The following is a 21,481-nucleotide window of genomic DNA, read 5'->3' as shown; positions in this document are numbered from 1 at the left end:
TGTGCGAATGAATGATGACAATGTGGCTTGTTCCCTTGAATCCCGGAAACTGATCCCCATAATAAGCGAAGTTAGCGAGTTGAATGCAGAAAAACGCGGAGAAATTCATGAGTAGTAAAGAACAGAAAACGCCTGAGGGGCAAGCCCCGGAAGAAATTATCACGGAGCAGCACGAAGAGGTTGAGGCGACAGAGCCTGAGGCTGGTGCTGAGCAGGTGGATCCGCGCGATGAAAAAATTGCGAATCTGGAAGCTCAGGTAGTTGAAGCCCAGAACCGCGAGCGCGATGGCATCCTGCGTATCAAAGCGGAAATGGAAAACCTGCGTCGCCGTACCGAGCTGGACGTTGAAAAGGCGCATAAATTTGCGCTGGAGAAGTTCGTCAACGAACTGCTGCCGGTGATCGACAGCCTGGATCGCGCGCTGGAAGTGGCGGATAAAGCGAACCCGGACCTGGCCCCGATGGTTGAAGGGATCGAACTGACGCTGAAATCCATGCTCGACGTGGTGAAGAAGTTTGGCGTTGAAGTGGTTGCCGACACCAACGTGCCGATGGATCCAAACGTGCATCAGGCCATTGCGATGGTGGAGTCTGAAGACGTTGCTGCCGGTAACGTGCTGATGGTGATGCAGAAAGGCTATACCCTGAACGGTCGTACTATTCGCGCAGCGATGGTCTCCGTGGCGAAAGCCAGGGCGTAATTGGCCTCCCGTAGTGCCGGGTGGCGGCTTCGCCTGACCCGGCCTACACCCGCTTATTCCGCTACGCTCTCCCTGAGCGGTTTCACCGGCAATACTTTTACCTGCTTAATCATATTGTCCTGCACGTCCAGGATATCAATATCGTACTGGCCGATACGCACCCGCGTACCCGACGCCGGGATCTCTTCCAGCGCTTCCAGAATCATACCGTTAATGGTGCGGGCTTCCGCTTCCGGCATCTGCCAGTTAAAGGCTTTGTTGAGTTCACGAACGTTCGCGCTGCCGTCAATCAGCACCGAGCCGTCGTTTTGCGGCGTGACTTCTTCGGCGAGGGAAGGGGACATGGAGGTGGTAAAGTCGCCCACAATCTCCTCCAGAATATCCTCCACCGTCACCAGCCCCTGGATATCGCCATACTCATCGACCACCAGACCCACTTTCTTTTTATTGCGCTGGAATTTGATCAGCTGGGTGCTGAGTGGGGTGCCTTCGGGTATGTAGTAAATCTCATCCGCCGCCCGCAGCATCACCTCTTTGGTGAACTCTTTTTTCTCGGTCATCAGCCGATAGGCTTCGCGCACGCGCAGCATGCTGATAGTGTCATCCAGCGAATCACGGTACAACACGATGCGGCCATGCGGGGAGTGGGTCAGCTGGCGAACAATCGCCTTCCAGTCATCGTTAATGTCGATACCGACGATCTCATTGCGCGGCACCATGATGTCGTCGACGCTGACCTTTTCCAGATCCAGCACCGACAGCAGCATATCCTGATTGCGGCGGGAGATTTGCGAGCGGGATTCATGCACGATGGTGCGCAATTCATCTTTGCTCAGGGCGCTGCTGATCGTCACATCCGCCTTAATGCCCACCATGCGCATCAGCACGCGCGTCACGCCGTTTAACAGCCAGACCAGGGGCATCATCAGAATGAGTAACGGTGCCAGCAGGAAGCTGCTGGGATAGGCGACCTTCTCGGGGTAGAGCGCGGCGACGGTCTTCGGCAAGACTTCGGCAAAAACCAGCACCACAAAGGTCAGCACCCCGGTGGCGATGGCGACCCCGGCGTTGCCGTACAGACGCATGCCGACAATGGTGCCCAGCGCGGAGGCAAGAATGTTGACCAGGTTGTTGCCGATAAGCACCAGGCTTATCAGGCGATCCGGTTTACGCAGCAGTTTTTCCACGCGACGAGCGGCCCGGTTACCCTGTTTGGCGCGATGACGTAACCGGTAGCGGTTCAGCGTCATCATGCCGGTCTCCGAGCCGGAGAAATTGGCGGAGATGACCACCATGACGATCAGGGTGATGATCAGCGTGGTAGTAGAGATGTGTTCCAGGGGGAACTCCTTGGTTACTTAGCTGGCGATCTGCTGGATGACGCGGCTACCGAAATAAGCCAGTGTCAGGAGGCCTGCTCCCGCAACGTTGAACCAGACCACGCGGCGACCGCGCCAGCCTTCATGATAATGGCCCCATAACAGGACAATATAGACAAACCACGCGATGATGGAGAGCACGGCCTTATCGATATTCTCCATGCTGAAGAGATTGTGCATATAAAACAGGCCGGTACTCAGCGTGAGCGTCAGCAGTACTACCCCGACCTGGGTAATATGAAACATCTTGCGTTCGATGGTCATCAGCGGCGGCATTTCGTTACTGAAGACCAGCTTTTTATTTTTGAGCTGGTAGTCAATCCAGGCCAGCTGGAGCGCGTACAGGGCGGCGATGATCAGCGTCGCATATGAGAACAGCGACAGGCCAATATGCACCATCATCCCCGGCGTGGTTTCAAGATGAGTGATGAACTCATTCGGCACGAAGGTGGCAAAGGCGAGGTTGATCAGCGCAAAGGCATAGACAATCGGCAGCAGCAGCCAGCCGCGGTTTTTTGAGGCCACGATGGTCATCACCGTACAGATCATCAGGCTGACCAGCGACCCGACGTTCAGCAGGCTCAGGTTTTGCCCGCTGCCGTCGCCTGGCAGAATACGCGCTTCGAGCGCAAAGGCGTGACTTATCAACGCGATGACAGCCGACAAAATAGCCATTCGCCGCCAGCCGCTGTTTTTTTGTAGCAGGCCAGGAACGATCAGCGCGAGGCTGACAGAGTACGCCACAAGAGCGATCAGTGCGAAAACAGGCATAGAGGTGTCGACAGTTGTCCTGATGAGAAAGAGAGGCAGTATAACGTTACGTGAGGCGTGCTCCAACCGTTGCATAACAACAAAGGCGCCTTCATGTTATACTGCGGCAAAATTCTGTGTACGTGTCGCGCCAGCGACCTCACGTTTCTATCCCAGGCGAGAGACAATGTTTGATAATTTAACCGATCGTTTGTCGCGCACGCTGCGCAACATCAGCGGCCGTGGACGCCTTACCGAAGACAACATTAAAGAGACGCTGCGCGAAGTGCGCATGGCGCTGCTCGAAGCAGACGTCGCGTTGCCGGTCGTGCGTGATTTCATCAACCGCGTTAAAGAGAAAGCGGTTGGTCATGAAGTGAACAAGAGCCTGACCCCGGGTCAGGAGTTCGTCAAAATCGTGCGTAACGAACTGGTTTCGGCGATGGGCGAAGAGAACCAGAGCCTGAACCTCGCGGCGCAACCACCGGCAGTGGTGCTGATGGCCGGTCTGCAGGGTGCGGGTAAAACCACCAGCGTTGCTAAGCTGGGTAAATTCCTGCGCGAGAAGCACAAGAAGAAAGTGCTGGTCGTCTCTGCCGACGTTTATCGTCCGGCGGCGATCAGGCAGCTGGAAACCCTGGCTGAACAGGTTGACGTCGACTTCTTCCCGTCTGACGTGTCGCAAAAGCCGATCGACATCGTTAACGCGGCGCTGAAAGAAGCGAAGCTGAAATTCTTCGACGTGCTGCTGGTGGATACCGCCGGTCGTCTGCACGTTGACGAAGCGATGATGGACGAAATCAAACAGGTCCATGCCGCGATCAATCCGGTAGAAACCCTGTTTGTGGTCGATGCCATGACCGGTCAGGATGCGGCAAACACCGCCAAAGCCTTTAATGAAGCGCTGCCGTTAACCGGTGTGGTACTGACCAAAGTGGACGGCGACGCCCGCGGCGGTGCGGCGCTCTCTATCCGTCATATCACCGGCAAGCCAATCAAGTTCCTCGGCGTCGGCGAGAAGACCGAAGCGCTGGAGCCGTTCCACCCGGACCGTATTGCTTCCCGTATCCTCGGCATGGGCGACGTGCTGTCGCTGATCGAAGATATCGAGAGCAAGGTTGACCGTGCGCAGGCCGAGAAGCTGGCCTCCAAGCTGAAAAAAGGCGACGGCTTCGATCTGACCGATTTCCTGGAGCAGCTACGCCAGATGAAGAACATGGGCGGTATGGCGAGCCTGATGGGCAAGCTGCCGGGCATGGGCCAGATCCCGGACAACGTGAAGTCGCAGATGGACGACAAAGTGCTGGTGCGCATGGAAGCGATCATCAACTCGATGACGCTGAAAGAGCGTGCCAAGCCAGAAATCATCAAAGGCTCCCGTAAACGCCGTATTGCGGCCGGTTGCGGCATGCAGGTGCAGGACGTTAACCGTCTTCTGAAACAGTTCGACGACATGCAGCGCATGATGAAGAAGATGAAGAAGGGCGGTATGGCGAAGATGATGCGCGGCATGAAAGGCATGATGCCGCCAGGATTCCCTGGTCGTTGATCGGCCTGGCTTGTTTGCCATTTTGACGCCGGGGAGTGCTCGACAAAACACTATCGTGTTTTGAACGCCCTTTAGGGCGGCCCGAAGGGCGAGCGGAGCGAGTAAATGCTCACGTACTACGTGTACGCTCCGCTTTCTGCGCGCTCGCCGACGCCAAACTGGCTGCACCGCCGACGGCCTTTTACAGCAGACTTATCAACTGTTGATTGCATTTTCCCCAGAAATCAGTAAAATTTTCGGGCTTTTAATATGACGCCGGGCTCCTTCCCTCGATGGGGCCCGGTGTTTTATTCACACAAGAGGATGTTATGGTAACTATTCGTTTAGCACGTCACGGCGCGAAAAAGCGTCCGTTCTACCAGGTTGTTGTTACTGACAGCCGTAATGCACGCAACGGTCGCTTCATCGAGCGCGTTGGTTTCTTCAACCCACTGGCCGCTGGCGCAGAAGAAGAAACCCGTCTGGATCTGGATCGTATCGCTCACTGGGTTGGCCAGGGCGCTACCGTTTCCGATCGCGTTGCTACGCTGATCAAAGCAGCAAACAAAGCAGCTTAATCTGTCACGGTGGTCATGATGAGCAAAAAAGCACCTGTTGAACCGATTGTATTGGGAAAAATGGGTTCTTGCTACGGTATCCGTGGTTGGCTCAGAGTGTTTTCCTCCACCGAAGACGCCGAAAGCATTTTTGACTATCAGCCCTGGTTTATCCAGAAGGCGGGTCAGTGGCAAGAGGTCGAGCTGGAAAGCTGGCGTCACCACAATCAGGACATCGTTATCAAGCTGAAAGGCGTTGACGATCGCGATGCCGCGAATGCGCTGACTAATTGTGAAATTGTCGTGGATTCGTCGCAGTTGCCTGAACTGGAAGAGGGTTACTACTGGAAAGACCTTATCGGTTGCCAGGTAGTCACTACCGAAGGTTACGGTCTGGGGAAAGTCATCGATATGATGGAAACCGGATCCAATGACGTTCTCGTCATTAAGGCAAACCTGAAAGATGCGTTCGGTATCAAGGAGCGGCTGGTTCCGTTCCTCGATGGGCAGGTTATCAAGAAAGTCGATCTCGCTACTCGAACTATCGAAGTAGATTGGGATCCTGGTTTTTAAATTCTCCTGAAAACGGTAAAAGACGGCGCTATGTGGATTGGCATTATTAGCCTGTTTCCTGAAATGTTCCGCGCGATTACTGATTACGGGGTAACTGGCCGGGCAGTAAAAAATGGCCTGCTGAGCATCGAGAGCTGGAGTCCACGTGACTTCACCCACGACCGGCACCGTACCGTGGACGAACGTCCTTACGGCGGCGGACCGGGGATGCTCATGATGGTACAACCCTTGCGGGATGCCATCGCAGCAGCAAAAGCCGCGGCAGGTGAAGGCGCAAAGGTGATTTATCTGTCACCTCAGGGACGCAAGCTTGATCAAGCGGGCGTCAGCGAACTGGCAACGAATCAAAAGCTGATTCTGGTGTGCGGTCGCTATGAAGGGATAGATGAGCGCGTAATCCAAACCGAGATTGACGAAGAATGGTCTATCGGCGATTACGTTCTCAGCGGTGGTGAGTTACCGGCAATGACGCTGATTGACTCCGTTTCCCGGTTCATTCCGGGAGTTCTGGGCCATGAAGCATCAGCAACAGAAGACTCTTTTGCTGACGGATTGCTGGACTGTCCACACTATACCCGTCCTGAAGTGTTAGAAGGGATGGAGGTACCGCCGGTATTACTGTCGGGAAACCATGCCGAGATTCGTCGCTGGCGCCTGAAGCAGTCGCTGGGCCGTACCTGGCTTAGAAGACCTGAACTTCTGGAAAACCTGGCTCTGACTGAAGAGCAAGCAAAGTTGCTGGCCGAGTTCAAAAAAGAACACGCGCACCAGCAGCAGAAACATGATGGGATGGCCTGAGGCCCCCGAATATCAGTTTACCCAGGATAAGAGATTAAATTATGAGCAACATTATTAAGCAAATTGAACAAGAGCAGATGAAGCAGGACGTACCTTCCTTCCGTCCGGGTGATACCGTGGAAGTGAAAGTATGGGTTGTTGAAGGTTCCAAAAAACGTCTGCAGGCATTCGAGGGCGTGGTTATCGCTATTCGTAACCGCGGTCTGCACTCTGCATTCACTGTTCGTAAAATTTCCAACGGCGAAGGCGTTGAGCGTGTCTTCCAGACTCACTCTCCGGTAGTTGACAGCATTGCTGTTAAACGTCGTGGTGCTGTACGTAAAGCTAAACTGTACTACCTGCGTGAGCGTACTGGTAAGTCTGCTCGTATCAAAGAGCGTCTGAACTAAGATTCGCTTAAGCAACATCCTGTAAAAAGGGCTGGCCGAAAGGCTGGCCCTTTTTTTATCCCCGAGTGCGCTGCACATTAACGTATCCGTCATAAATCGTTTACAATGCCCCGCTCTGACGGAGGGGAAGTGACGACTAAACAGCATCAGGCACAGTGGCAACGTATCGCGGCAGGCCTCGCGTTATTTGCGATCCTGATGATCGTCTTTGCGCCACTGGTCTCTGTCTCGTTGCAAAAAGATCCCATGAATGCGATGCCCGGCATGCATCACGACATGAGCATGATGGCGGAGCACCACCCTTCACCGCCAGAAAGTATGCCGGTCGACCATGCCGAAGCCTGCGGTTACTGCGTGCTGTTGGCTCACGTGCCGGGGGTGATCCTGGCGCTGGTGCTGCTGCTATGCGCGGTCCTACTCCGACAGCGCCTCACGCCGCCGCGACCGGCCGTATACCACTGGCATTTCTTCCCCTGGCTCTGTCCCGATACCCGCGCGCCGCCGCACCTGTCTGCTTAATCCACGTAAAAAAACGTACACCCCGGTGTATCGATAACTTTTGCCTTAAAAAGGGAAAGCATGACTACCTGCACTCCGCGCGCAGCCTGGGGCAACCTGCTGCGTCGTCTTCACTTCTATATTGGTCTGTTTGTCGGGCCGTTTATCTTTATCGCCGCGTTCTCCGGGACGCTGTATGTCGCCACGCCGCAGCTGGAAAACGCGCTTTATCACCACGCGCTGTTCAGCGAGACTCAGGGCACAGCGCGCCCGCTTGCCGAGCAGATCGCGGTGGCGGAAAACGTCACCGGCGGGGAGCTGCGGCTGCAAGCGGTACGTCCGGGGCTGACCGCAGGGGACACCACCCGGGTGATGTACATTGACCCGGCGCTGAAAGCCTCGGAGAACCGGGCCATCTTTATCGATCCGGTCAGCCTTGAGGTGCGCGGAGATATGACCGTCTACGGCACCAGCGGTATCCTGCCGTTGCGTCAGAAAATCGATTATCTGCATCAGTCTTTGCTGCTGGGGGATGTGGGACGACTTTACAGCGAGCTGGCCGCGTCCTGGATGTGGATCGCCGCGCTGGGCGGGATTGCCCTGTGGTTCTATACCCGGCCAAAACGGCGCATCAACAACCGTTTTCAGAACCGCCGACGTCTGCACGTTTCCCTCGGCTGGACCCTGCTGGTGGGCATGCTGCTCTTCTCGGCGACCGGCCTGACCTGGTCCCAGTGGGCGGGCGGTAATGTGGATAAACTGCGGGCAGAGATGAACTGGCTCACGCCGCAGGTGAACACGCAGCTGCAGGGCCCGGCCGAAAAAGCCGATCCGCATGCTGAGCACCACGGTCATCACATGACCATGTCCATGCCGGAGATGAAACCTGACCTTGCCCTCTATGACGGTGTGCTACAGGCGGCCAATGCGGCGGGGATTGATGCCACGAAGCTGGAGATACGCCCGGCAAAGCGTGAGGCAATGGCGTGGACGGTGACGGAGATCGATCGCAGCTGGCCGACGCAGGTTGATGCCGTTGCTGTGGACCCCGCGACCCTGACCGTGGTCGATCGCACCCGGTTTGTCGATTACCCGCTGATGGCCAAATTGACCCGCTGGGGAGTGGATTTCCACATGGGCGTGCTGTTTGGCCTGCCAAACCAGCTGCTGCTGATCGCCTTTGGTCTCGCGCTGTGCGTCATGATTGTGTGGGGCTACCGGATGTGGTGGATGCGCAGGCCCCGACAGATGGCAATAGATCCAGCGAAGACGCTGTGTCAGAGCTGGCTGGCGTTGCCAGTATGGGGCCGCGCTGTGTGCGTTGCCGTTAGCATTCTGTTGGGGCTGTCAATGCCGGTGATGGGTTGCAGCCTGCTGCTGTTCGTTATTGCTGACGTGCTCGTATTAAAGCGCGTCTGAACGACTACCGTCCTTTCACAACATCAGAAAACGTGTAGATAAAAGGGGGTTAGCATCATGCTAACCCCCTTTTTTGTAGCGTATTTTCCAGGTCATCCATTGGGTAATGAAACCCAGTTAACGCGCCTTCCAGGTATTACTCTTTTGGCGGGTACTTTGTTTTATTGAGATCGCTTTCAAGGTCGTTTTTATCGACTTCAACTTCCTGTCGACGAACCGTGTCTTTCACCGTTTCAGCACGCTCTGTGGTTTCTGTACGCAAGCCGACTTCTTCGCGGACATGAGTGGTTTTATCCACCACCGGCTCTTCATGGGACTCTTCGACTTCAAGCGTCTTCTCGGACCAGTCCACATCGTTAAGGTAACCCGGTTCGTTAATGGCAGAACGGAAAACGCTGGCATGCTGGGCGGTAAGGGAGATATCTCTCGAGACCTCATCTTCAACCGTATAGCGGCGCAGACGAACTTTACCATCGCTCACACGGCGTTTACTCACGTCGATCTGCTCTTCGGCCAGCTTCAGCGTTTCACGGCTATCATCTTCTCTGTAAGACGGATTAGCCTGGATATCATCTGAAACACGCTCCGGATAATCCGTTGACGCCGCGTAATCTCTTGAGGTCGTATCTGAGACACGTCCTGCGACATCCGATGAAGCAGTGCCTCCGCTGACATAGTCAGCATCGCCAGGCAGCGGTCTGTTGGTCTCGATATCTTCATCTAAAAGAGGATCGGCCGTGTTCACCCCAGACTGTCCTGAAGTGCGGTTACCCACATCATTCGTTTCACCGAGGAAATTTTTACCATAGAGATCACTACCTGAGCCGCTGTTTACAGCGTAATCATTTGAATAGTTATCCAGCAGGTTTTCAATTCTGCCTGCGTCATCCTGATCAACCCGAGCCGTCAGCAGTACCCCACCTGCCTGGATGGCTTTGCTGTATTCCGCTGCATAGTTATCATCGACATCATCACCGAACAGACGCTGCCAGAAGCTTGGATGGCGAATCTCTTTGTCTTCAACATGTAATCTTTCGCCCGCAATAATATCGATGTCATCCTCTGGAATACCTTCGGCAATAAGTTTCTGTTTAGCAACTTCCGCCTGCTGCGGTTGGGTGAACGCCGTAACGATTTTTTCATGTGCCATATTTCATATTCCTCATGTTAAGTCGTAAAGGATGTCATTCATCTTCCGTTGAAATAATAATTTCCTGCGAACGCAATGTGATAATTTCCTGATGTCTCTCGGTGCTGCGTTTCTTAATAACGTGGATTTCTTCGGTAAGAACGTAATGTTTAATTATTTCAACACGCTCTTCAATAATTGGGATGATTGTTACATCGCCTTCCTGCCGGATCTGAGGAATATTTTGCGCTTCCACCACTTCGTTTTTGGCGATGCGCTTGATGTCCGCATTCTGCTGCGTCAATTCGGCGGTAATGTTTTTCTCGTCGACCCGCGTGGCGCGGGTGATACGGACGCGTCGATCTACAACTTTCTTGGTACTCAGCTCAACACGCTCTTCTGCGAGGGTAACTGTGTCCCGCTTTTTTTCGTCATCGTATTTATCCGTCATGTTTTACCCAAGACATTACTATTAAAATAAAAGCCTTAAACAGGATTAACCAAGGTAGGCTTATGAAAGTATTTACCAATCTTAATTAAGCATAGATCAAAAAAAAACTGGGCCCGAAAAAAGTCCAGGTAAATTGTTAACATAAGTAAATTTATGCGACGGGATCTAATTTACGTAACTGGCATAAGAATATTCCGTAAATTTTCCTCGCCAGAAGGTTGCTATATATCGCAAGTATCTTATTGGTATTTGTCACTATTAACGACAGGTGGATAATGTTCGCAGGATTTCTTTCATTAAAAACAATCAATAATGTGAACGGATCTCTGTTGTGTAACGTAGTACTTTTTTATGAGCAAAAGGGCGAGCTTAAATTTAACAGGTCAACCAACTATGTGTAATGTTATGTTTACGATTTTACCTTTTTATGCGTCTTTTTGTGGCTGTGTAACGTAATATTTACGGAATGTGGATTGCAATCTTTACTCTGTGTGGTATCGTTGGGCTTCCTCATCGAGGACACAACTATCGCAAACGAGCTTCCAGGATCGCAATCATGCAAAAAGACGCGCTGAATAACGTACATATTAGTGATGAACATGTTCTGATCACTCCGGATCAACTGAAAGCGGAATTCCCGCTGAGCGTTGAGCAAGAGGCGCAAATCGCGCACTCCCGCCAGACCATCTCCGACATTATTGCCGGGCGCGATCCGCGTCTGCTGGTGGTATGTGGTCCGTGCTCCATTCATGATCCAGAAACTGCCATCGAATATGCGCACCGTTTTAAAGCTCTGGCCGAGGAGGTCAGCGATAGCCTCTACCTGGTCATGCGCGTCTATTTTGAAAAACCCCGCACCACTGTCGGCTGGAAAGGGTTAATTAACGATCCGCACATGGATGGCTCGTTTGATGTGGAAGCTGGCCTGAAGATTGCGCGTAATCTTCTGGTAGAGCTGGTGAATATGGGGCTGCCGCTGGCAACGGAAGCGCTGGATCCGAACAGCCCGCAATACCTGGGCGATCTGTTCAGCTGGTCCGCCATCGGCGCACGCACCACCGAATCGCAGACCCACCGCGAGATGGCCTCGGGCCTCTCTATGCCGGTTGGCTTCAAAAACGGTACCGACGGTAGCCTGGCGACCGCCATCAACGCTATGCGTGCCGCCGCCATGCCGCACCGTTTTGTCGGCATCAACCAGGCCGGCCAGGTCTGCCTGCTGCAGACCCAGGGCAACCCGGATGGTCACGTCATCCTGCGCGGCGGCAAAGCGCCTAACTACAGCCCGGCAGATGTGGCCCAGTGTGAAAAAGAGATGGAACAGGCAGGACTGCGCCCGGCACTGATGGTAGATTGCAGTCATGGTAATTCGAATAAAGATTACCGTCGTCAGCCTGCGGTGGCGGAATCCGTCGTTGCGCAGATTAAAGATGGCAACCGTTCTATTATTGGCCTGATGATTGAAAGCAACATCCATGAAGGCAATCAGTCATCTGAACAGCCGCGCAGCGCCATGAAGCATGGGGTTTCCGTGACGGATGCCTGCATTAGCTGGGAAACCACCGACGCGCTGCTGCGTGAGATCCACAAAGATTTGAACGGCCAGCTGGCGACGCGTCTGGCTTAAGAGGTTTGTTATGGTTGCTGAATTGACCGCCTTGCGCGATCAAATTGACGAGGTGGATAAGGCGCTGCTGGATCTGCTGGCGCGCCGGATGGCGCTGGTCGCTGAAGTTGGCGAAGTGAAAAGTAAATACGGCCTGCCGATTTACGTCCCGGAGCGCGAGGCTTCTATGCTGGCGTCCCGGCGTAAAGAGGCCCAGGCGCTGGGCGTCTCGCCGGATCTGATTGAAGATGTACTGCGCCGGGTGATGCGTGAGTCTTACTCCAGCGAAAACGACAAAGGCTTCAAAACCCTCTGTCCGACCCTGCGCCCTGTAGTGATTGTCGGCGGCGGCGGGCAGATGGGGCGTCTGTTTGAGAAGATGCTGACGCTCTCTGGCTACCAGGTGCGCATCCTCGAAAAAGAGGACTGGGCGCAGGCGCAGACGATGGTTGCCGATGCGGGCATGGTCATTGTCAGCGTTCCGATCCATGTCACTGAAGAGATTATTGCAAAACTGCCACCGCTGCCGGAAGACTGCATTCTGGTCGATCTGGCCTCGGTAAAAAATGGCCCGCTGCAGGCAATGCTGGCCGCGCATAACGGCCCGGTGCTGGGGCTGCACCCGATGTTCGGCCCGGACAGCGGCAGCCTGGCGAAGCAGGTGGTTGTCTACTGTGATGGCCGTCAGCCGGAAGCCTATCAGTGGTTCCTGGAGCAGATTCAGGTGTGGGGCGCGCGGTTGCACCGCATCAGCGCCGTCGAACATGACCAGAACATGGCATTTATCCAGGCGCTGCGCCACTTCGCGACCTTCGCGTATGGCCTGCACCTGGCGGAGGAGAATGTTCAGCTGGAGCAGCTGCTGTCGCTGTCGTCACCTATCTATCGCCTCGAACTGGCGATGGTCGGTCGACTGTTTGCTCAGGATCCGCAGCTGTATGCAGATATCATTATGTCTTCGGGCAATAATCTGGCGCTGATCAAGCGTTACTACCAGCGTTTTGGTGAGGCGATCACTCTGCTGGAGCACGGCGATAAACAGGCGTTTATCGACAGCTTCCGTAAGGTGGAGCACTGGTTTGGCGATTATGCCCAGCGCTTCCAGAGCGAGAGTCGCATTCTGCTGCGACAGGCGAATGACAGTCGCCAGTAATCTGATGATGTATATACTGAAAGCCAGCACTGCTGGCTTTTTTTATTTTGGGGATCTGTCATGGCTGAACCACGCGTCTTGTTTGACTATACGGGGTACTTACCTGAGTGCCCGACCTGGAGCGATGCGGAAAGCGCCCTCTACTGGGCGGATATTCTGGAGGGTGAGATCCACCGCTACCATCTGCCCACCGGTGAACATACGGTTTTATCCTTCCATGAAGAGGTAGGCTGCTTTGCGCTGCGTGAGGGTGGGGGCTTTATTGTCGCCATGCGCACGGGCATCTGGCTGGCGGATAAGCACGGGCTGCTGCAACGCAAAGTCTGTGATAATCCGTCGAACCCGCAGCTGGCGCGTTTTAATGATGGGGGAACCGATCACTTTGGCCGCTTCTATGCAGGCACCTTCTGGGCGCCGGGAGACTACAACGGCGCTCTGCTGATGCGGATCGATAACGACCTGACGCCGGAGGTGATCCAGTGTGATATCCACGGCCATAACGGTCTGGCATTCAGCGACGACAGGCGCTGGATGTACACCTCCGATACTCCTAATGCGGTGATCTACCGCACGCCGCTGGATGAGCAGGGCGAGCCGGGTAAACGGGAGGTCTTTCGTCGGTTCCAGCCGGGGGAGGGGATCCCGGATGGTGCGGCAGTGGACGTAGAAGGATGCTACTGGAGTGCGCTGTTCGACGGCTGGCGGATCGCCCGTTTTTCACCGCAGGGCGAACAGCTGGAAGAGTACCGGTTGCCGGTGCGCTACCCGACGATGGTCTGTTTCGGTGGCGATGATATGCAAACACTGTTTATCACCACCACCCGCGAGAATATGGAGCCGGAGGAAGTGGCGGCATATCCTCTTTCCGGCGCCATTTTCACCCTGCCCGTCAGCGTGGCAGGCGTGAAAAAGGGCCCGTTTATTGCGCGTTAAACTGGATCAACCGGGACCACGTTTTCGCTCGGATAGCAGCCCAGGACCTTCATCGAACGGGTGATTTCACCCAGTTCGCGCAGGGCTTTCTGCAGGGATGCAGACTCCAGGTTGGCCTGGATATCGAGATAGAACATCTCTTCCCACGGGTTGCCATGGATCGGGCGCGATTCCAGTTTGGTCATAATCAGATTGTGATTGCGCAGCACCAGCAGGGCTTCTACCAGCGCACCGGCCTGCTGACCGGTCGCCATCAGCAGCGTGGTTTTGGCCGGAACCTGATCGGAAACGTTGATCGCCTTACGCGCCAGGACGATGAAACGGGTGATGTTTTGCGTCTGGTTCGCCAGGTTACGTTCCAGCACCTGTAAGCCATACAGCGCGCCGCCGGCTTCGCTGCCCAGTGCGGCCACGGTTGGGGAGTTGGCCTGCGCGACCTTTTCCATGGCCGCCGAAGTGCTCTCGGTATACTCAATTTTCCAGCCTGGATAGCGGTTCAGGAACTGGCTGCACTGCTGGAAGGGTTGCGGGTGGCTGTAGACGGTCTCGATTTTGTCGAGGTCTGTGGTGCCGGATACCAGCACGCAGTGGTCGATGGGGACCGTCATCTCGCCAACCAGCGACAGGGTGGTGTGCTGAAGCAAATCGTATACGTCGTTGATGGCGCCCGAACTGGTGTTCTCGATCGGCACGACAGCGTAATCCGCCTGCCCGGTCTCTACCTGATTAAAGATATCCGCGAATTTCGCGCAGCCGCTCTCAATAAACTCTTCGAAGTGACGGGCAGCGTACTGACGCGCGGCAAGGTGGGAATAGGAACCCTTCGGCCCAAGGAAGGCAATACGCGCCGAGTGCGGGTTGGTCTTGTTCAGATGCTGCTGCAGCAATGCCTGCTGCGTCAGGACGGAATCTTCAATGATCAGCTGGAACAGGCGGGTGATGTAGTGTGCGTCCAGATGGTGCGTTTTGCCGAGGCTAATCAGGCGTTCCAGCAGATCGCGCTCCCGATCGATATCGCGTACCGGACGATGCGACGCGAGCTTTGCTTTTCCTACCTCGACGGCCAGCGCACGGCGTTCGGCCAGCAGCGAAAGTAATTTTTCATCCAGAGCGCTGATCTTATCGCGCAGATCCAGTAACGGGTTTTCCGGTGTCATAGCGTTGCCTTAATCATATTATCGTTATCAATAAAAAAGGCCCCCCGGTGTGGGAGGCCTTGTTGTTCGTCTTCGCATTCTTTATCACACGACGAAACGCCTCCCAATCAGGGGAAGGTAAAAAAGAATGCGAAGAAAAACGGTTTAACGGTCATGGATGATTCCTTCAGAAGACAGACTTAAAGTACCCGTACTGTTTTCACCCTGTCAATAAAAAACAAAAAACGCGCCCGAAGGCGCGTTGGCGATAGACTCAATGTAAAGGATTATTCATCTTCAACTTCTTCTGCGAAGCTGGCGTCTTTCACCGATGTTGTGGCGCGACGGGCTTCACCTTTGTGTTGCACTTTATTGAGCTGCCGTTCCAGCTTGTTAATCAAATCGTTGATTGCGGTGTACATATCCTCATGTTTCGCGCTGGCGACCAGGTGGCCGTTTGGAGTATTGATAGTTGCGTCAGCGATGAAACCCTGTGGCTCCTTAGAGAGAATGATATGTGGGTTAATCAGGTGTGTTTGCCATTTATCCAGTTTGGCGAGACGGTCTGCGACGTGCTGGCGGATTGCCGGAGTAATTTCCATTTGTTTACTGGTAATGTTCATTGTCATAAATTTTACCTCTTGTCTTTCCCGTCTTGGTGATTCCAGCATACCGTTCTCAATGTCAATTTGTGTGATCTAAATCACATTTTAATGTCCATTTTTGTCAACGGATTCTTTTTGTGAGGCAGGACAGGAAGAAGTAACTTTTACCTTGTCGCCGGCAGAAATTGCAGCCATAGTTGATAGGATTGGTGCGGGCTAAACCGGTTCAGCTTAGTCCGAAAACGAATAAAAAAACGGCAGCCCTGGGGCTGCCGTTTTGCATCTTACTGAAGGATCAGGAGCTGCTGCTGTTAGCGGCAATGATCTTCGCGACTTTGTCAGCCTGGGATGTCATCTGCAGCTCGCGGTAGGCATTTTCCATCAGCTTCAGACCATCGCGTGTTGCCTGAGTATCAGGATAATCACGCAGCATGCCTTCCACGCGGTTCACGACGGCAACGTATGCGCCGCGGCGGGTATAGTATTCCGCGACGGAGTATTCGTATTTCGCCAGACGGTCTTTCAGGAACACCAGGCGTTTGCTGGCATCCGTCACGTACTGACTGTTCGGATAGCCACGTACCAGTTTGGAGAAGTCATTGAACGCATCGCGGGCGTGCTGAGGGTCACGGTCTGAACGGTCAACACCAAAGAAGCCCTGCAGCGCACTGTCATCCAGGGCCATGTTGGTCAGGCCGCGCATATACATGACGTAATCAATATTAGGATGGGTCGGATTCAGACGCATGAAGCGATCGATAGTCGCCTGGGCCAGTGGCAGATCGGCATTTTTATAGTAGGCGTAGATCAGATCCAACTGTACCTGCTGGGAATACGGGCCAAATGGATAACGATTATCCAGCGCTTCCAGTTGCGTTATCGCCTGTTTCCAGTTACCGTCCTGCAGCTTTTGCTGAGCAGTCGCATAGATTTCATTCGGCGGATTGTCAGGGACCTGTTCATTCGAACCGGAGCAGCCTACCAAAGCCAGGCTCAACGTGGCCGCTGCCACCAGATATTTCATGCGCGTCATGACGTTTTGACTTTCCTCAAATGTTTGTCCGGGAGAATCTCTTTCCTGCTCCCGATTAAGACCAGCTACAATAGCACACTATATTAAACGGCAAAGCCGTAAAACCCAACGTTAAACGAAGAAGCAGTCTATGGCACAACGAGTAGAACTCACCGCAACAGTCTCCGAAAAACAGCTCGGACAACGCTTAGATCAGGCTTTGGCCGAAATGTTCCCTGATTATTCGCGTTCACGCATAAAAGAATGGATTCTTGACCAGCGCGTGCTGGTAAACGGCAAGATCTGGGACAAGCCAAAAGAGAAAGTGTTGGGTGGGGAAGTGGTCGCCATCAATGCTGATATCGAAGAAGAAGTCCGTTTCGAACCTCAGGATATCCCGCTAAATATCGTCTACGAAGATGACGACATTCTGGTGATCAACAAGCCACGTGACTTTGTTGTCCACCCTGGGGCAGGCAATCCTGATGGCACAGTGCTGAATGCGCTGCTGCACTACTATCCGCCCATCGCCGACGTACCGCGTGCGGGGATCGTTCACCGTCTGGATAAAGACACCACCGGCCTGATGGTTGTTGCGAAGACTATTCCGGCGCAAACGCGTCTGGTTGAGTCACTGCAGCTGCGTGAGATCACCCGTGAGTACGAAGCGGTGGCGATCGGTCATATGACCTCCGGGGGCACGGTTGAACAACCTATCAGCCGCCACCCGACCAAGCGTACCCATATGTCCGTTCATCCGATGGGCAAACCGGCGGTCACGCACTATCGCATCATGGAACATTTCCGCATCCATACGCGTTTGCGTCTGCGTCTGGAAACCGGTCGTACTCACCAGATCCGTGTGCATATGTCACATATCACCCATCCGCTGGTGGGCGATCAGCTGTACGGTGGTCGTCCGCGTCCGCCGAAAGGAGCCTCCGAGGAATTTATCGCGATGCTGCGTAAATTCGACCGCCAGGCGCTGCATGCGACCATGCTGCGTCTCTATCATCCGATCACCGGCATCGAGATGGAGTGGCATGCGCCAATCCCACAGGATATGGTGGATCTTATCGACGCCATGCGCGCCGACTTCGAAGAGCATAAGGACGACGTGGACTGGTTATGACCAAACTGATTGTCCCGGAGTGGCCAGCGCCGAAAGGCGTGGCGGCCTGCAGTTCCACCCGCAGGGGTGGCGTGAGTGAGGGGGCTTGGGAGTCATTAAACCTGGGCGCACACTGTGGCGACGATCTCAACCATGTCGAAGAGAATCGCAAGCGGTTGTTTGCTGCAGGCCAGTTGCCGTCGAAACCGGTCTGGCTTGAGCAGGTTCATGGTACGGCTGTTCTCAGTCTTACCGGCGAACCCTACACCTCGAAACGCGCGGATGCCTCTTACAGCAATACTCCGGGCACAGTCTGCGCCGTTATGACCGCCGACTGCCTGCCGGTACTTTTCTGCAACCGTGCGGGCACCGAAGTGGCCGCCGCCCATGCTGGCTGGCGTGGATTGTGTGCCGGCGTGCTTGAAGAGACCGTGGCCTGCTTTGCGGATAGCACGGACAACATTCTTGCCTGGCTCGGCCCGGCGATTGGTCCGCAGGCCTTTGAAGTGGGGCCGGAAGTGCGTGAAGCTTTTATGGCGCACGATCCGCAGGCAGAGAGTGCTTTTCGCCCTGCGGGGGAGAAGTACATGGCTGATATCTATCAGCTTGCCCGTCAACGCCTGACCCATCTCGGTATTAGCCAGATCTATGGCGGCGATCGCTGCACCTTCACCGAAAAGGGTGATTTCTTTTCTTACCGCCGCGACAAGACGACCGGGCGTATGGCAAGTTTCATCTGGCTGATATAACCTATAGAATCAAGACGATCCGGCACGCGCCGTTTTCTTTTCGCATAATTCAGGTCATTCACCTTGAATAATTGAGGGATGACCTCATTTAATCTCCAGTAGCAATTTTGACCTGTTATGGGAGGAGTTATGCGTCTGGATCGTCTTACTAATAAATTCCAGCTTGCTCTCGCTGATGCCCAGTCACTCGCACTGGGGCACGACAACCAATTTATCGAACCTCTTCATCTCATGAGCGCCTTACTGAATCAGGAAGGGGGATCGGTTCGTCCTTTACTTACGTCTGCCGGCATTAATGCGGGCCAGTTACGTACCGCCATCGATCAGGCCTTGAGCCGTCTACCCCAGGTAGAGGGCACGGGCGGCGATGTACAACCGTCCCAGGATCTGGTTCGCGTATTAAATCTTTGCGACAAACTGGCGCAGAAACGCGGCGACAACTTTATTTCGTCAGAGCTCTTTGTTCTGGCGGCGCTTGAATCACGCGGCACATTGACCGACCTGCTGAAAACGGCCGGCGCAACCACCGCCAACGTGACGCAGGCGATTGCACAGATGCGCGGAGGGGAAAGCGTGAACGATCAGGGGGCCGAGGACCAGCGTCAGGCATTAAAAAAATATACGGTCGACCTGACCGAGCGCGCCGAGCAGGGCAAGCTTGACCCGGTTATTGGCCGTGACGAAGAGATCCGCCGTACGATTCAGGTGCTGCAGCGCCGGACCAAAAATAACCCGGTACTGATCGGTGAGCCGGGTGTCGGTAAAACCGCCATTGTCGAAGGCTTAGCGCAGCGTATCGTTAATGGTGAAGTCCCGGAAGGTTTGAAAGGCCGTCGCGTACTCGCGCTGGATATGGGCGCGCTGGTGGCCGGTGCGAAATACCGCGGAGAGTTCGAAGAGCGTCTGAAAGGCGTGCTCAACGATCTGGCGAAACAGGAAGGCAACGTCATCCTGTTTATTGATGAGCTGCACACCATGGTGGGTGCCGGTAAAGCGGACGGTGCCATGGATGCCGGGAATATGCTGAAACCGGCGCTGGCGCGTGGTGAACTGCACTGCGTTGGGGCCACTACGCTTGATGAGTATCGTCAGTACATTGAAAAAGATGCCGCTCTGGAACGCCGCTTCCAGAAAGTGTTTGTGGCTGAACCGACAGTGGAAGATACCATCGCCATTTTGCGTGGCCTGAAAGAGCGCTATGAACTGCACCACCATGTGCAGATCACCGACCCGGCCATCGTGGCGGCAGCGACGCTTTCGCATCGTTATATTGCCGATCGGCAGCTGCCTGACAAAGCGATCGATCTTATCGACGAAGCGGCTTCCAGTATTCGTATGCAGATTGACTCGAAACCCGAGGAGCTGGACAGGCTCGATCGGCGAATCATTCAGCTCAAGCTTGAGCAGCAGGCGCTGAAGAAAGAGTCAGATGAAGCGAGTAAGAAGCGCCTGGATATGCTTAATGAAGAGCTTGCAGATAAAGAGCGTCAATATTCCGGCTTAGAAGAGGAGTGGAAAGCGGAGAAAGCATCCCTTTCCGGCACTCAGACTATTAAAGCCGAGCTGGAGCAGGCGAAGATTGCCATCGAGCAGGCGCGTCGCGTAGGCGATCTGGCGCAAATGTCTGAACTGCAGTACGGCAAAATTCCGGAGCTGGAAAAACAGCTGGCGGCGGCAACTCAGGCGGAAGGCAAAACCATGCGTCTGTTACGTAATAAAGTGACGGATGCGGAGATTGCTGAGGTACTGGCGCGCTGGACCGGGATCCCGGTTGCCAGAATGATGGAGAGTGAGCGCGACAAATTACTGCGTATGGAAGAAGACCTTCATCATCGCGTGATTGGCCAGGATGAGGCGGTAGAAGCCGTATCGAACGCCATTCGCCGTAGCCGTGCGGGTTTGTCAGATCCTAACCGTCCGATTGGTTCCTTCCTGTTCCTGGGGCCGACCGGTGTAGGTAAAACTGAACTCTGTAAGGCACTGGCGAACTTTATGTTCGACAGTGATGATGCGATGGTGCGCATCGACATGTCCGAGTTTATGGAAAAGCATTCCGTGTCGCGTCTCGTGGGGGCACCTCCGGGCTATGTCGGCTATGAAGAGGGCGGGTATCTGACAGAAGCGGTTCGTCGTCGTCCTTATTCCGTCATCCTGCTGGATGAAGTGGAGAAGGCGCATCCGGATGTGTTCAATATTCTGCTGCAGGTGCTGGATGACGGACGCCTGACGGACGGGCAGGGGAGAACGGTCGATTTCCGTAATACGGTTGTCATTATGACCTCGAACCTCGGTTCCGATTTGATTCAGGAACGTTTCGGCGAACTGGATTACGGTCATATGAAGGATCTGGTGCTGGGAGTGGTTAGCCACAGCTTCCGTCCTGAATTCATCAACCGTATCGATGAAGTGGTGGTCTTCCATCCGCTGGGTGAAAAACACATTGCGTCGATTGCCCGCATTCAGCTGCAGCGTCTGTATAAACGTCTGGAAGAGCGCGGGTATGAAATGCAGATTGCGGATGACGCGCTGCAACTGTTGAGTGCAAATGGGTACGATCCGGTGTACGGCGCTCGTCCTCTAAAACGCGCTATTCAGCAACAGATTGAAAACCCGCTGGCTCAGCAAATCCTTTCCGGGAAGCTGGTCCCGGGCAAAACGATACAGCTGGTGAAAAAAGAAGACCAGATCGTGGCAGTGCAGTAAGTCACAAAAGGCAAAAACGAGCCCCCACGGGCTCGTTTTTGTTTAAAAACCAGGCAAAAATAGAGGTTTGGATGCGGAATTGCCTGGAAAGTGAGCGGTCAGTAAATAATTTTCACGTTTAGACTTGCCAGCCCAAAAGAACTGCCTATAATGCGCCTCCACTGACACGGAACAACGGCAGACAAGCCGCCGGGTCAGCAGAGAAAAGCGAAAATAATCGCTTGACTCTGAAAGAGGAAAGCGTATTATACGCCACCTCGCAACGGTGAGCGAAAGCCGCGTTGCACTGCTCTTTAACAAT

22 protein-coding genes and 1 other annotated feature are annotated in these 21,481 nt (G+C 54.3%); of the genes, 14 read left to right on the top strand and 8 right to left on the bottom strand.

Annotated features, from left to right (window positions below):
• The first annotated feature begins 107 nt into the window (after positions 1 to 107).
• Entirely contained in the window at positions 108 to 701 is a 594-nt protein-coding gene (gene grpE, locus V7Q49_RS22660) for a nucleotide exchange factor GrpE (RefSeq protein ID WP_333855445.1), read from the top strand.
• Positions 702 to 754: 53 nt separating this feature from the next.
• Here grpE and V7Q49_RS22655 read toward each other — a convergent pair whose 3' ends face one another.
• Both V7Q49_RS22655 and V7Q49_RS22650 read right to left on the bottom strand, forming a co-directional pair.
• Positions 755 to 2,041, bottom strand: coding sequence for an HlyC/CorC family transporter (locus V7Q49_RS22655; protein WP_333855478.1), 1,287 nt, complete (start codon positions 2,039 to 2,041; stop codon positions 755 to 757).
• Between the two features lie 18 nt (positions 2,042 to 2,059).
• On the bottom strand, positions 2,060 to 2,851 hold the full coding sequence (locus V7Q49_RS22650) for a cytochrome C assembly family protein (protein WP_333855443.1): 792 nt from the start codon (positions 2,849 to 2,851) through the stop codon (positions 2,060 to 2,062).
• A 166-nt stretch (positions 2,852 to 3,017) separates the two neighbouring features.
• Here V7Q49_RS22650 and ffh point away from each other — a divergent pair, with 166 nt between their 5' ends.
• From ffh to V7Q49_RS22615, 7 genes are all read left to right on the top strand, one after another.
• On the top strand, positions 3,018 to 4,379 hold the full coding sequence (ffh, locus tag V7Q49_RS22645; protein ID WP_333855441.1) for a signal recognition particle protein: 1,362 nt from the start codon (positions 3,018 to 3,020) through the stop codon (positions 4,377 to 4,379).
• A 308-nt stretch (positions 4,380 to 4,687) separates the two neighbouring features.
• Positions 4,688 to 4,936 (top strand): 30S ribosomal protein S16, encoded by a 249-nt coding sequence (gene rpsP, locus V7Q49_RS22640; RefSeq protein WP_003863133.1) that lies wholly within the window; start codon positions 4,688 to 4,690, stop codon positions 4,934 to 4,936.
• A 15-nt stretch (positions 4,937 to 4,951) separates the two neighbouring features.
• Positions 4,952 to 5,488 (top strand): ribosome maturation factor RimM, encoded by a 537-nt coding sequence (gene rimM, locus V7Q49_RS22635; protein WP_404527133.1) that lies wholly within the window; start codon positions 4,952 to 4,954, stop codon positions 5,486 to 5,488.
• A 30-nt stretch (positions 5,489 to 5,518) separates the two neighbouring features.
• Positions 5,519 to 6,286, top strand: coding sequence for a tRNA (guanosine(37)-N1)-methyltransferase TrmD (gene trmD / locus V7Q49_RS22630; protein ID WP_106994998.1), 768 nt, complete (start codon positions 5,519 to 5,521; stop codon positions 6,284 to 6,286).
• 41 nt (positions 6,287 to 6,327) lie between these two features.
• Positions 6,328 to 6,675 (top strand): 50S ribosomal protein L19, encoded by a 348-nt coding sequence (gene rplS / locus V7Q49_RS22625; protein ID WP_006178051.1) that lies wholly within the window; start codon positions 6,328 to 6,330, stop codon positions 6,673 to 6,675.
• 105 nt (positions 6,676 to 6,780) lie between these two features.
• Positions 6,781 to 7,194, top strand: coding sequence for a DUF2946 domain-containing protein (locus V7Q49_RS22620; protein ID WP_333855426.1), 414 nt, complete (start codon positions 6,781 to 6,783; stop codon positions 7,192 to 7,194).
• 60 nt (positions 7,195 to 7,254) lie between these two features.
• On the top strand, positions 7,255 to 8,592 hold the full coding sequence (locus tag V7Q49_RS22615; protein WP_333855424.1) for a PepSY-associated TM helix domain-containing protein: 1,338 nt from the start codon (positions 7,255 to 7,257) through the stop codon (positions 8,590 to 8,592).
• A 136-nt stretch (positions 8,593 to 8,728) separates the two neighbouring features.
• Here V7Q49_RS22615 and V7Q49_RS22610 read toward each other — a convergent pair whose 3' ends face one another.
• Both V7Q49_RS22610 and V7Q49_RS22605 read right to left on the bottom strand, forming a co-directional pair.
• Positions 8,729 to 9,742 (bottom strand): YsnF/AvaK domain-containing protein, encoded by a 1,014-nt coding sequence (locus tag V7Q49_RS22610; protein WP_333855422.1) that lies wholly within the window; start codon positions 9,740 to 9,742, stop codon positions 8,729 to 8,731.
• A gap of 34 nt (positions 9,743 to 9,776) precedes the next feature.
• Complete coding sequence (locus V7Q49_RS22605) at positions 9,777 to 10,172, bottom strand: DUF2382 domain-containing protein (RefSeq protein ID WP_333855420.1); 396 nt, start codon at positions 10,170 to 10,172, stop codon at positions 9,777 to 9,779.
• A 556-nt stretch (positions 10,173 to 10,728) separates the two neighbouring features.
• Here V7Q49_RS22605 and aroF point away from each other — a divergent pair.
• The 3 genes from aroF to V7Q49_RS22590 are packed head-to-tail and all read left to right on the top strand — an operon-like array spanning position 10,729 to position 13,864.
• Entirely contained in the window at positions 10,729 to 11,799 is a 1,071-nt protein-coding gene (gene aroF / locus V7Q49_RS22600) for a 3-deoxy-7-phosphoheptulonate synthase AroF (RefSeq protein WP_142486760.1), read from the top strand.
• A gap of 10 nt (positions 11,800 to 11,809) precedes the next feature.
• Positions 11,810 to 12,931, top strand: a complete 1,122-nt coding sequence (gene tyrA, locus V7Q49_RS22595; protein WP_106995035.1) for a bifunctional chorismate mutase/prephenate dehydrogenase — start codon at positions 11,810 to 11,812, stop codon at positions 12,929 to 12,931.
• A 60-nt stretch (positions 12,932 to 12,991) separates the two neighbouring features.
• The gene (locus V7Q49_RS22590; protein WP_333855417.1) at positions 12,992 to 13,864 is read left to right on the top strand and encodes an SMP-30/gluconolactonase/LRE family protein; all 873 of its coding nucleotides are present in this window, start codon (positions 12,992 to 12,994) and stop codon (positions 13,862 to 13,864) included.
• Here V7Q49_RS22590 and pheA read toward each other — a convergent pair.
• The 4 genes from pheA to bamD form a co-directional block, all read right to left on the bottom strand.
• Positions 13,861 to 15,021, bottom strand: coding sequence for a bifunctional chorismate mutase/prephenate dehydratase (gene pheA / locus V7Q49_RS22585; RefSeq protein ID WP_333855415.1), 1,161 nt, complete (start codon positions 15,019 to 15,021; stop codon positions 13,861 to 13,863). The genes V7Q49_RS22590 and pheA overlap by 4 nt on opposite strands.
• 30 nt (positions 15,022 to 15,051) lie before the next feature.
• Positions 15,052 to 15,177 (bottom strand) — a sequence feature (Phe leader region).
• The gene (locus tag V7Q49_RS22580) at positions 15,129 to 15,176 is read right to left on the bottom strand and encodes a hypothetical protein (RefSeq protein WP_193767862.1); all 48 of its coding nucleotides are present in this window, start codon (positions 15,174 to 15,176) and stop codon (positions 15,129 to 15,131) included. It overlaps the preceding feature by 48 nt.
• 110 nt (positions 15,178 to 15,287) lie before the next feature.
• Positions 15,288 to 15,629 carry a ribosome-associated translation inhibitor RaiA gene (raiA, locus tag V7Q49_RS22575; RefSeq protein ID WP_032613238.1) on the bottom strand — a complete coding sequence of 114 codons (342 nt, stop codon included), beginning with the start codon at positions 15,627 to 15,629 and terminating at the stop codon, positions 15,288 to 15,290.
• Between the two features lie 271 nt (positions 15,630 to 15,900).
• Positions 15,901 to 16,638 carry an outer membrane protein assembly factor BamD gene (gene bamD / locus V7Q49_RS22570; protein WP_333855412.1) on the bottom strand — a complete coding sequence of 246 codons (738 nt, stop codon included), beginning with the start codon at positions 16,636 to 16,638 and terminating at the stop codon, positions 15,901 to 15,903.
• Positions 16,639 to 16,768: 130 nt separating this feature from the next.
• Here bamD and rluD point away from each other — a divergent pair, with 130 nt between their 5' ends.
• The 3 genes from rluD to clpB all read left to right on the top strand — a co-directional run bounded on the left by rluD (position 16,769) and on the right by clpB (position 21,180).
• Positions 16,769 to 17,749, top strand: a complete 981-nt coding sequence (gene rluD, locus V7Q49_RS22565) for a 23S rRNA pseudouridine(1911/1915/1917) synthase RluD (RefSeq protein WP_231313846.1) — start codon at positions 16,769 to 16,771, stop codon at positions 17,747 to 17,749.
• Positions 17,746 to 18,477, top strand: a complete 732-nt coding sequence (gene yfiH / locus V7Q49_RS22560; protein ID WP_333855409.1) for a purine nucleoside phosphorylase YfiH — start codon at positions 17,746 to 17,748, stop codon at positions 18,475 to 18,477. The genes rluD and yfiH overlap by 4 nt, the downstream gene beginning before the upstream one ends.
• A 129-nt stretch (positions 18,478 to 18,606) precedes the next feature.
• On the top strand, positions 18,607 to 21,180 hold the full coding sequence (gene clpB / locus V7Q49_RS22555; protein ID WP_333855407.1) for an ATP-dependent chaperone ClpB: 2,574 nt from the start codon (positions 18,607 to 18,609) through the stop codon (positions 21,178 to 21,180).
• Positions 21,181 to 21,481: the final 301 nt, after the last annotated feature.

Origin of the sequence: Leclercia sp. (assembly GCF_036780805.1) — a bacterium.
Taxonomy (GTDB): domain Bacteria; phylum Pseudomonadota; class Gammaproteobacteria; order Enterobacterales; family Enterobacteriaceae; genus Enterobacter.
The sequence above is the reverse complement of the archived record's forward strand: the minus strand, read 5'-3'. Positions and strand labels throughout refer to the sequence as shown.

Coding starts and splice junctions, on each gene's coding strand:
- grpE (WP_333855445.1), top strand. CDS start 108: ATGAGTAGTAAAGAACAGAAAACGCCTGAGGGGCAAGCCCCGGAAGAA.
- V7Q49_RS22650 (WP_333855443.1), bottom strand. CDS start 2,851: ATGCCTGTTTTCGCACTGATCGCTCTTGTGGCGTACTCTGTCAGCCTC.
- ffh (WP_333855441.1), top strand. CDS start 3,018: ATGTTTGATAATTTAACCGATCGTTTGTCGCGCACGCTGCGCAACATC.
- rpsP (WP_003863133.1), top strand. CDS start 4,688: ATGGTAACTATTCGTTTAGCACGTCACGGCGCGAAAAAGCGTCCGTTC.
- rimM (WP_404527133.1), top strand. CDS start 4,952: ATGATGAGCAAAAAAGCACCTGTTGAACCGATTGTATTGGGAAAAATG.
- trmD (WP_106994998.1), top strand. CDS start 5,519: ATGTGGATTGGCATTATTAGCCTGTTTCCTGAAATGTTCCGCGCGATT.
- rplS (WP_006178051.1), top strand. CDS start 6,328: ATGAGCAACATTATTAAGCAAATTGAACAAGAGCAGATGAAGCAGGAC.
- V7Q49_RS22620 (WP_333855426.1), top strand. CDS start 6,781: ATGCCCCGCTCTGACGGAGGGGAAGTGACGACTAAACAGCATCAGGCA.
- V7Q49_RS22615 (WP_333855424.1), top strand. CDS start 7,255: ATGACTACCTGCACTCCGCGCGCAGCCTGGGGCAACCTGCTGCGTCGT.
- V7Q49_RS22610 (WP_333855422.1), bottom strand. CDS start 9,742: ATGGCACATGAAAAAATCGTTACGGCGTTCACCCAACCGCAGCAGGCG.
- V7Q49_RS22605 (WP_333855420.1), bottom strand. CDS start 10,172: ATGACGGATAAATACGATGACGAAAAAAAGCGGGACACAGTTACCCTC.
- aroF (WP_142486760.1), top strand. CDS start 10,729: ATGCAAAAAGACGCGCTGAATAACGTACATATTAGTGATGAACATGTT.
- tyrA (WP_106995035.1), top strand. CDS start 11,810: ATGGTTGCTGAATTGACCGCCTTGCGCGATCAAATTGACGAGGTGGAT.
- V7Q49_RS22590 (WP_333855417.1), top strand. CDS start 12,992: ATGGCTGAACCACGCGTCTTGTTTGACTATACGGGGTACTTACCTGAG.
- pheA (WP_333855415.1), bottom strand. CDS start 15,021: ATGACACCGGAAAACCCGTTACTGGATCTGCGCGATAAGATCAGCGCT.
- raiA (WP_032613238.1), bottom strand. CDS start 15,629: ATGACAATGAACATTACCAGTAAACAAATGGAAATTACTCCGGCAATC.
- bamD (WP_333855412.1), bottom strand. CDS start 16,638: ATGACGCGCATGAAATATCTGGTGGCAGCGGCCACGTTGAGCCTGGCT.
- rluD (WP_231313846.1), top strand. CDS start 16,769: ATGGCACAACGAGTAGAACTCACCGCAACAGTCTCCGAAAAACAGCTC.
- yfiH (WP_333855409.1), top strand. CDS start 17,746: ATGACCAAACTGATTGTCCCGGAGTGGCCAGCGCCGAAAGGCGTGGCG.
- clpB (WP_333855407.1), top strand. CDS start 18,607: ATGCGTCTGGATCGTCTTACTAATAAATTCCAGCTTGCTCTCGCTGAT.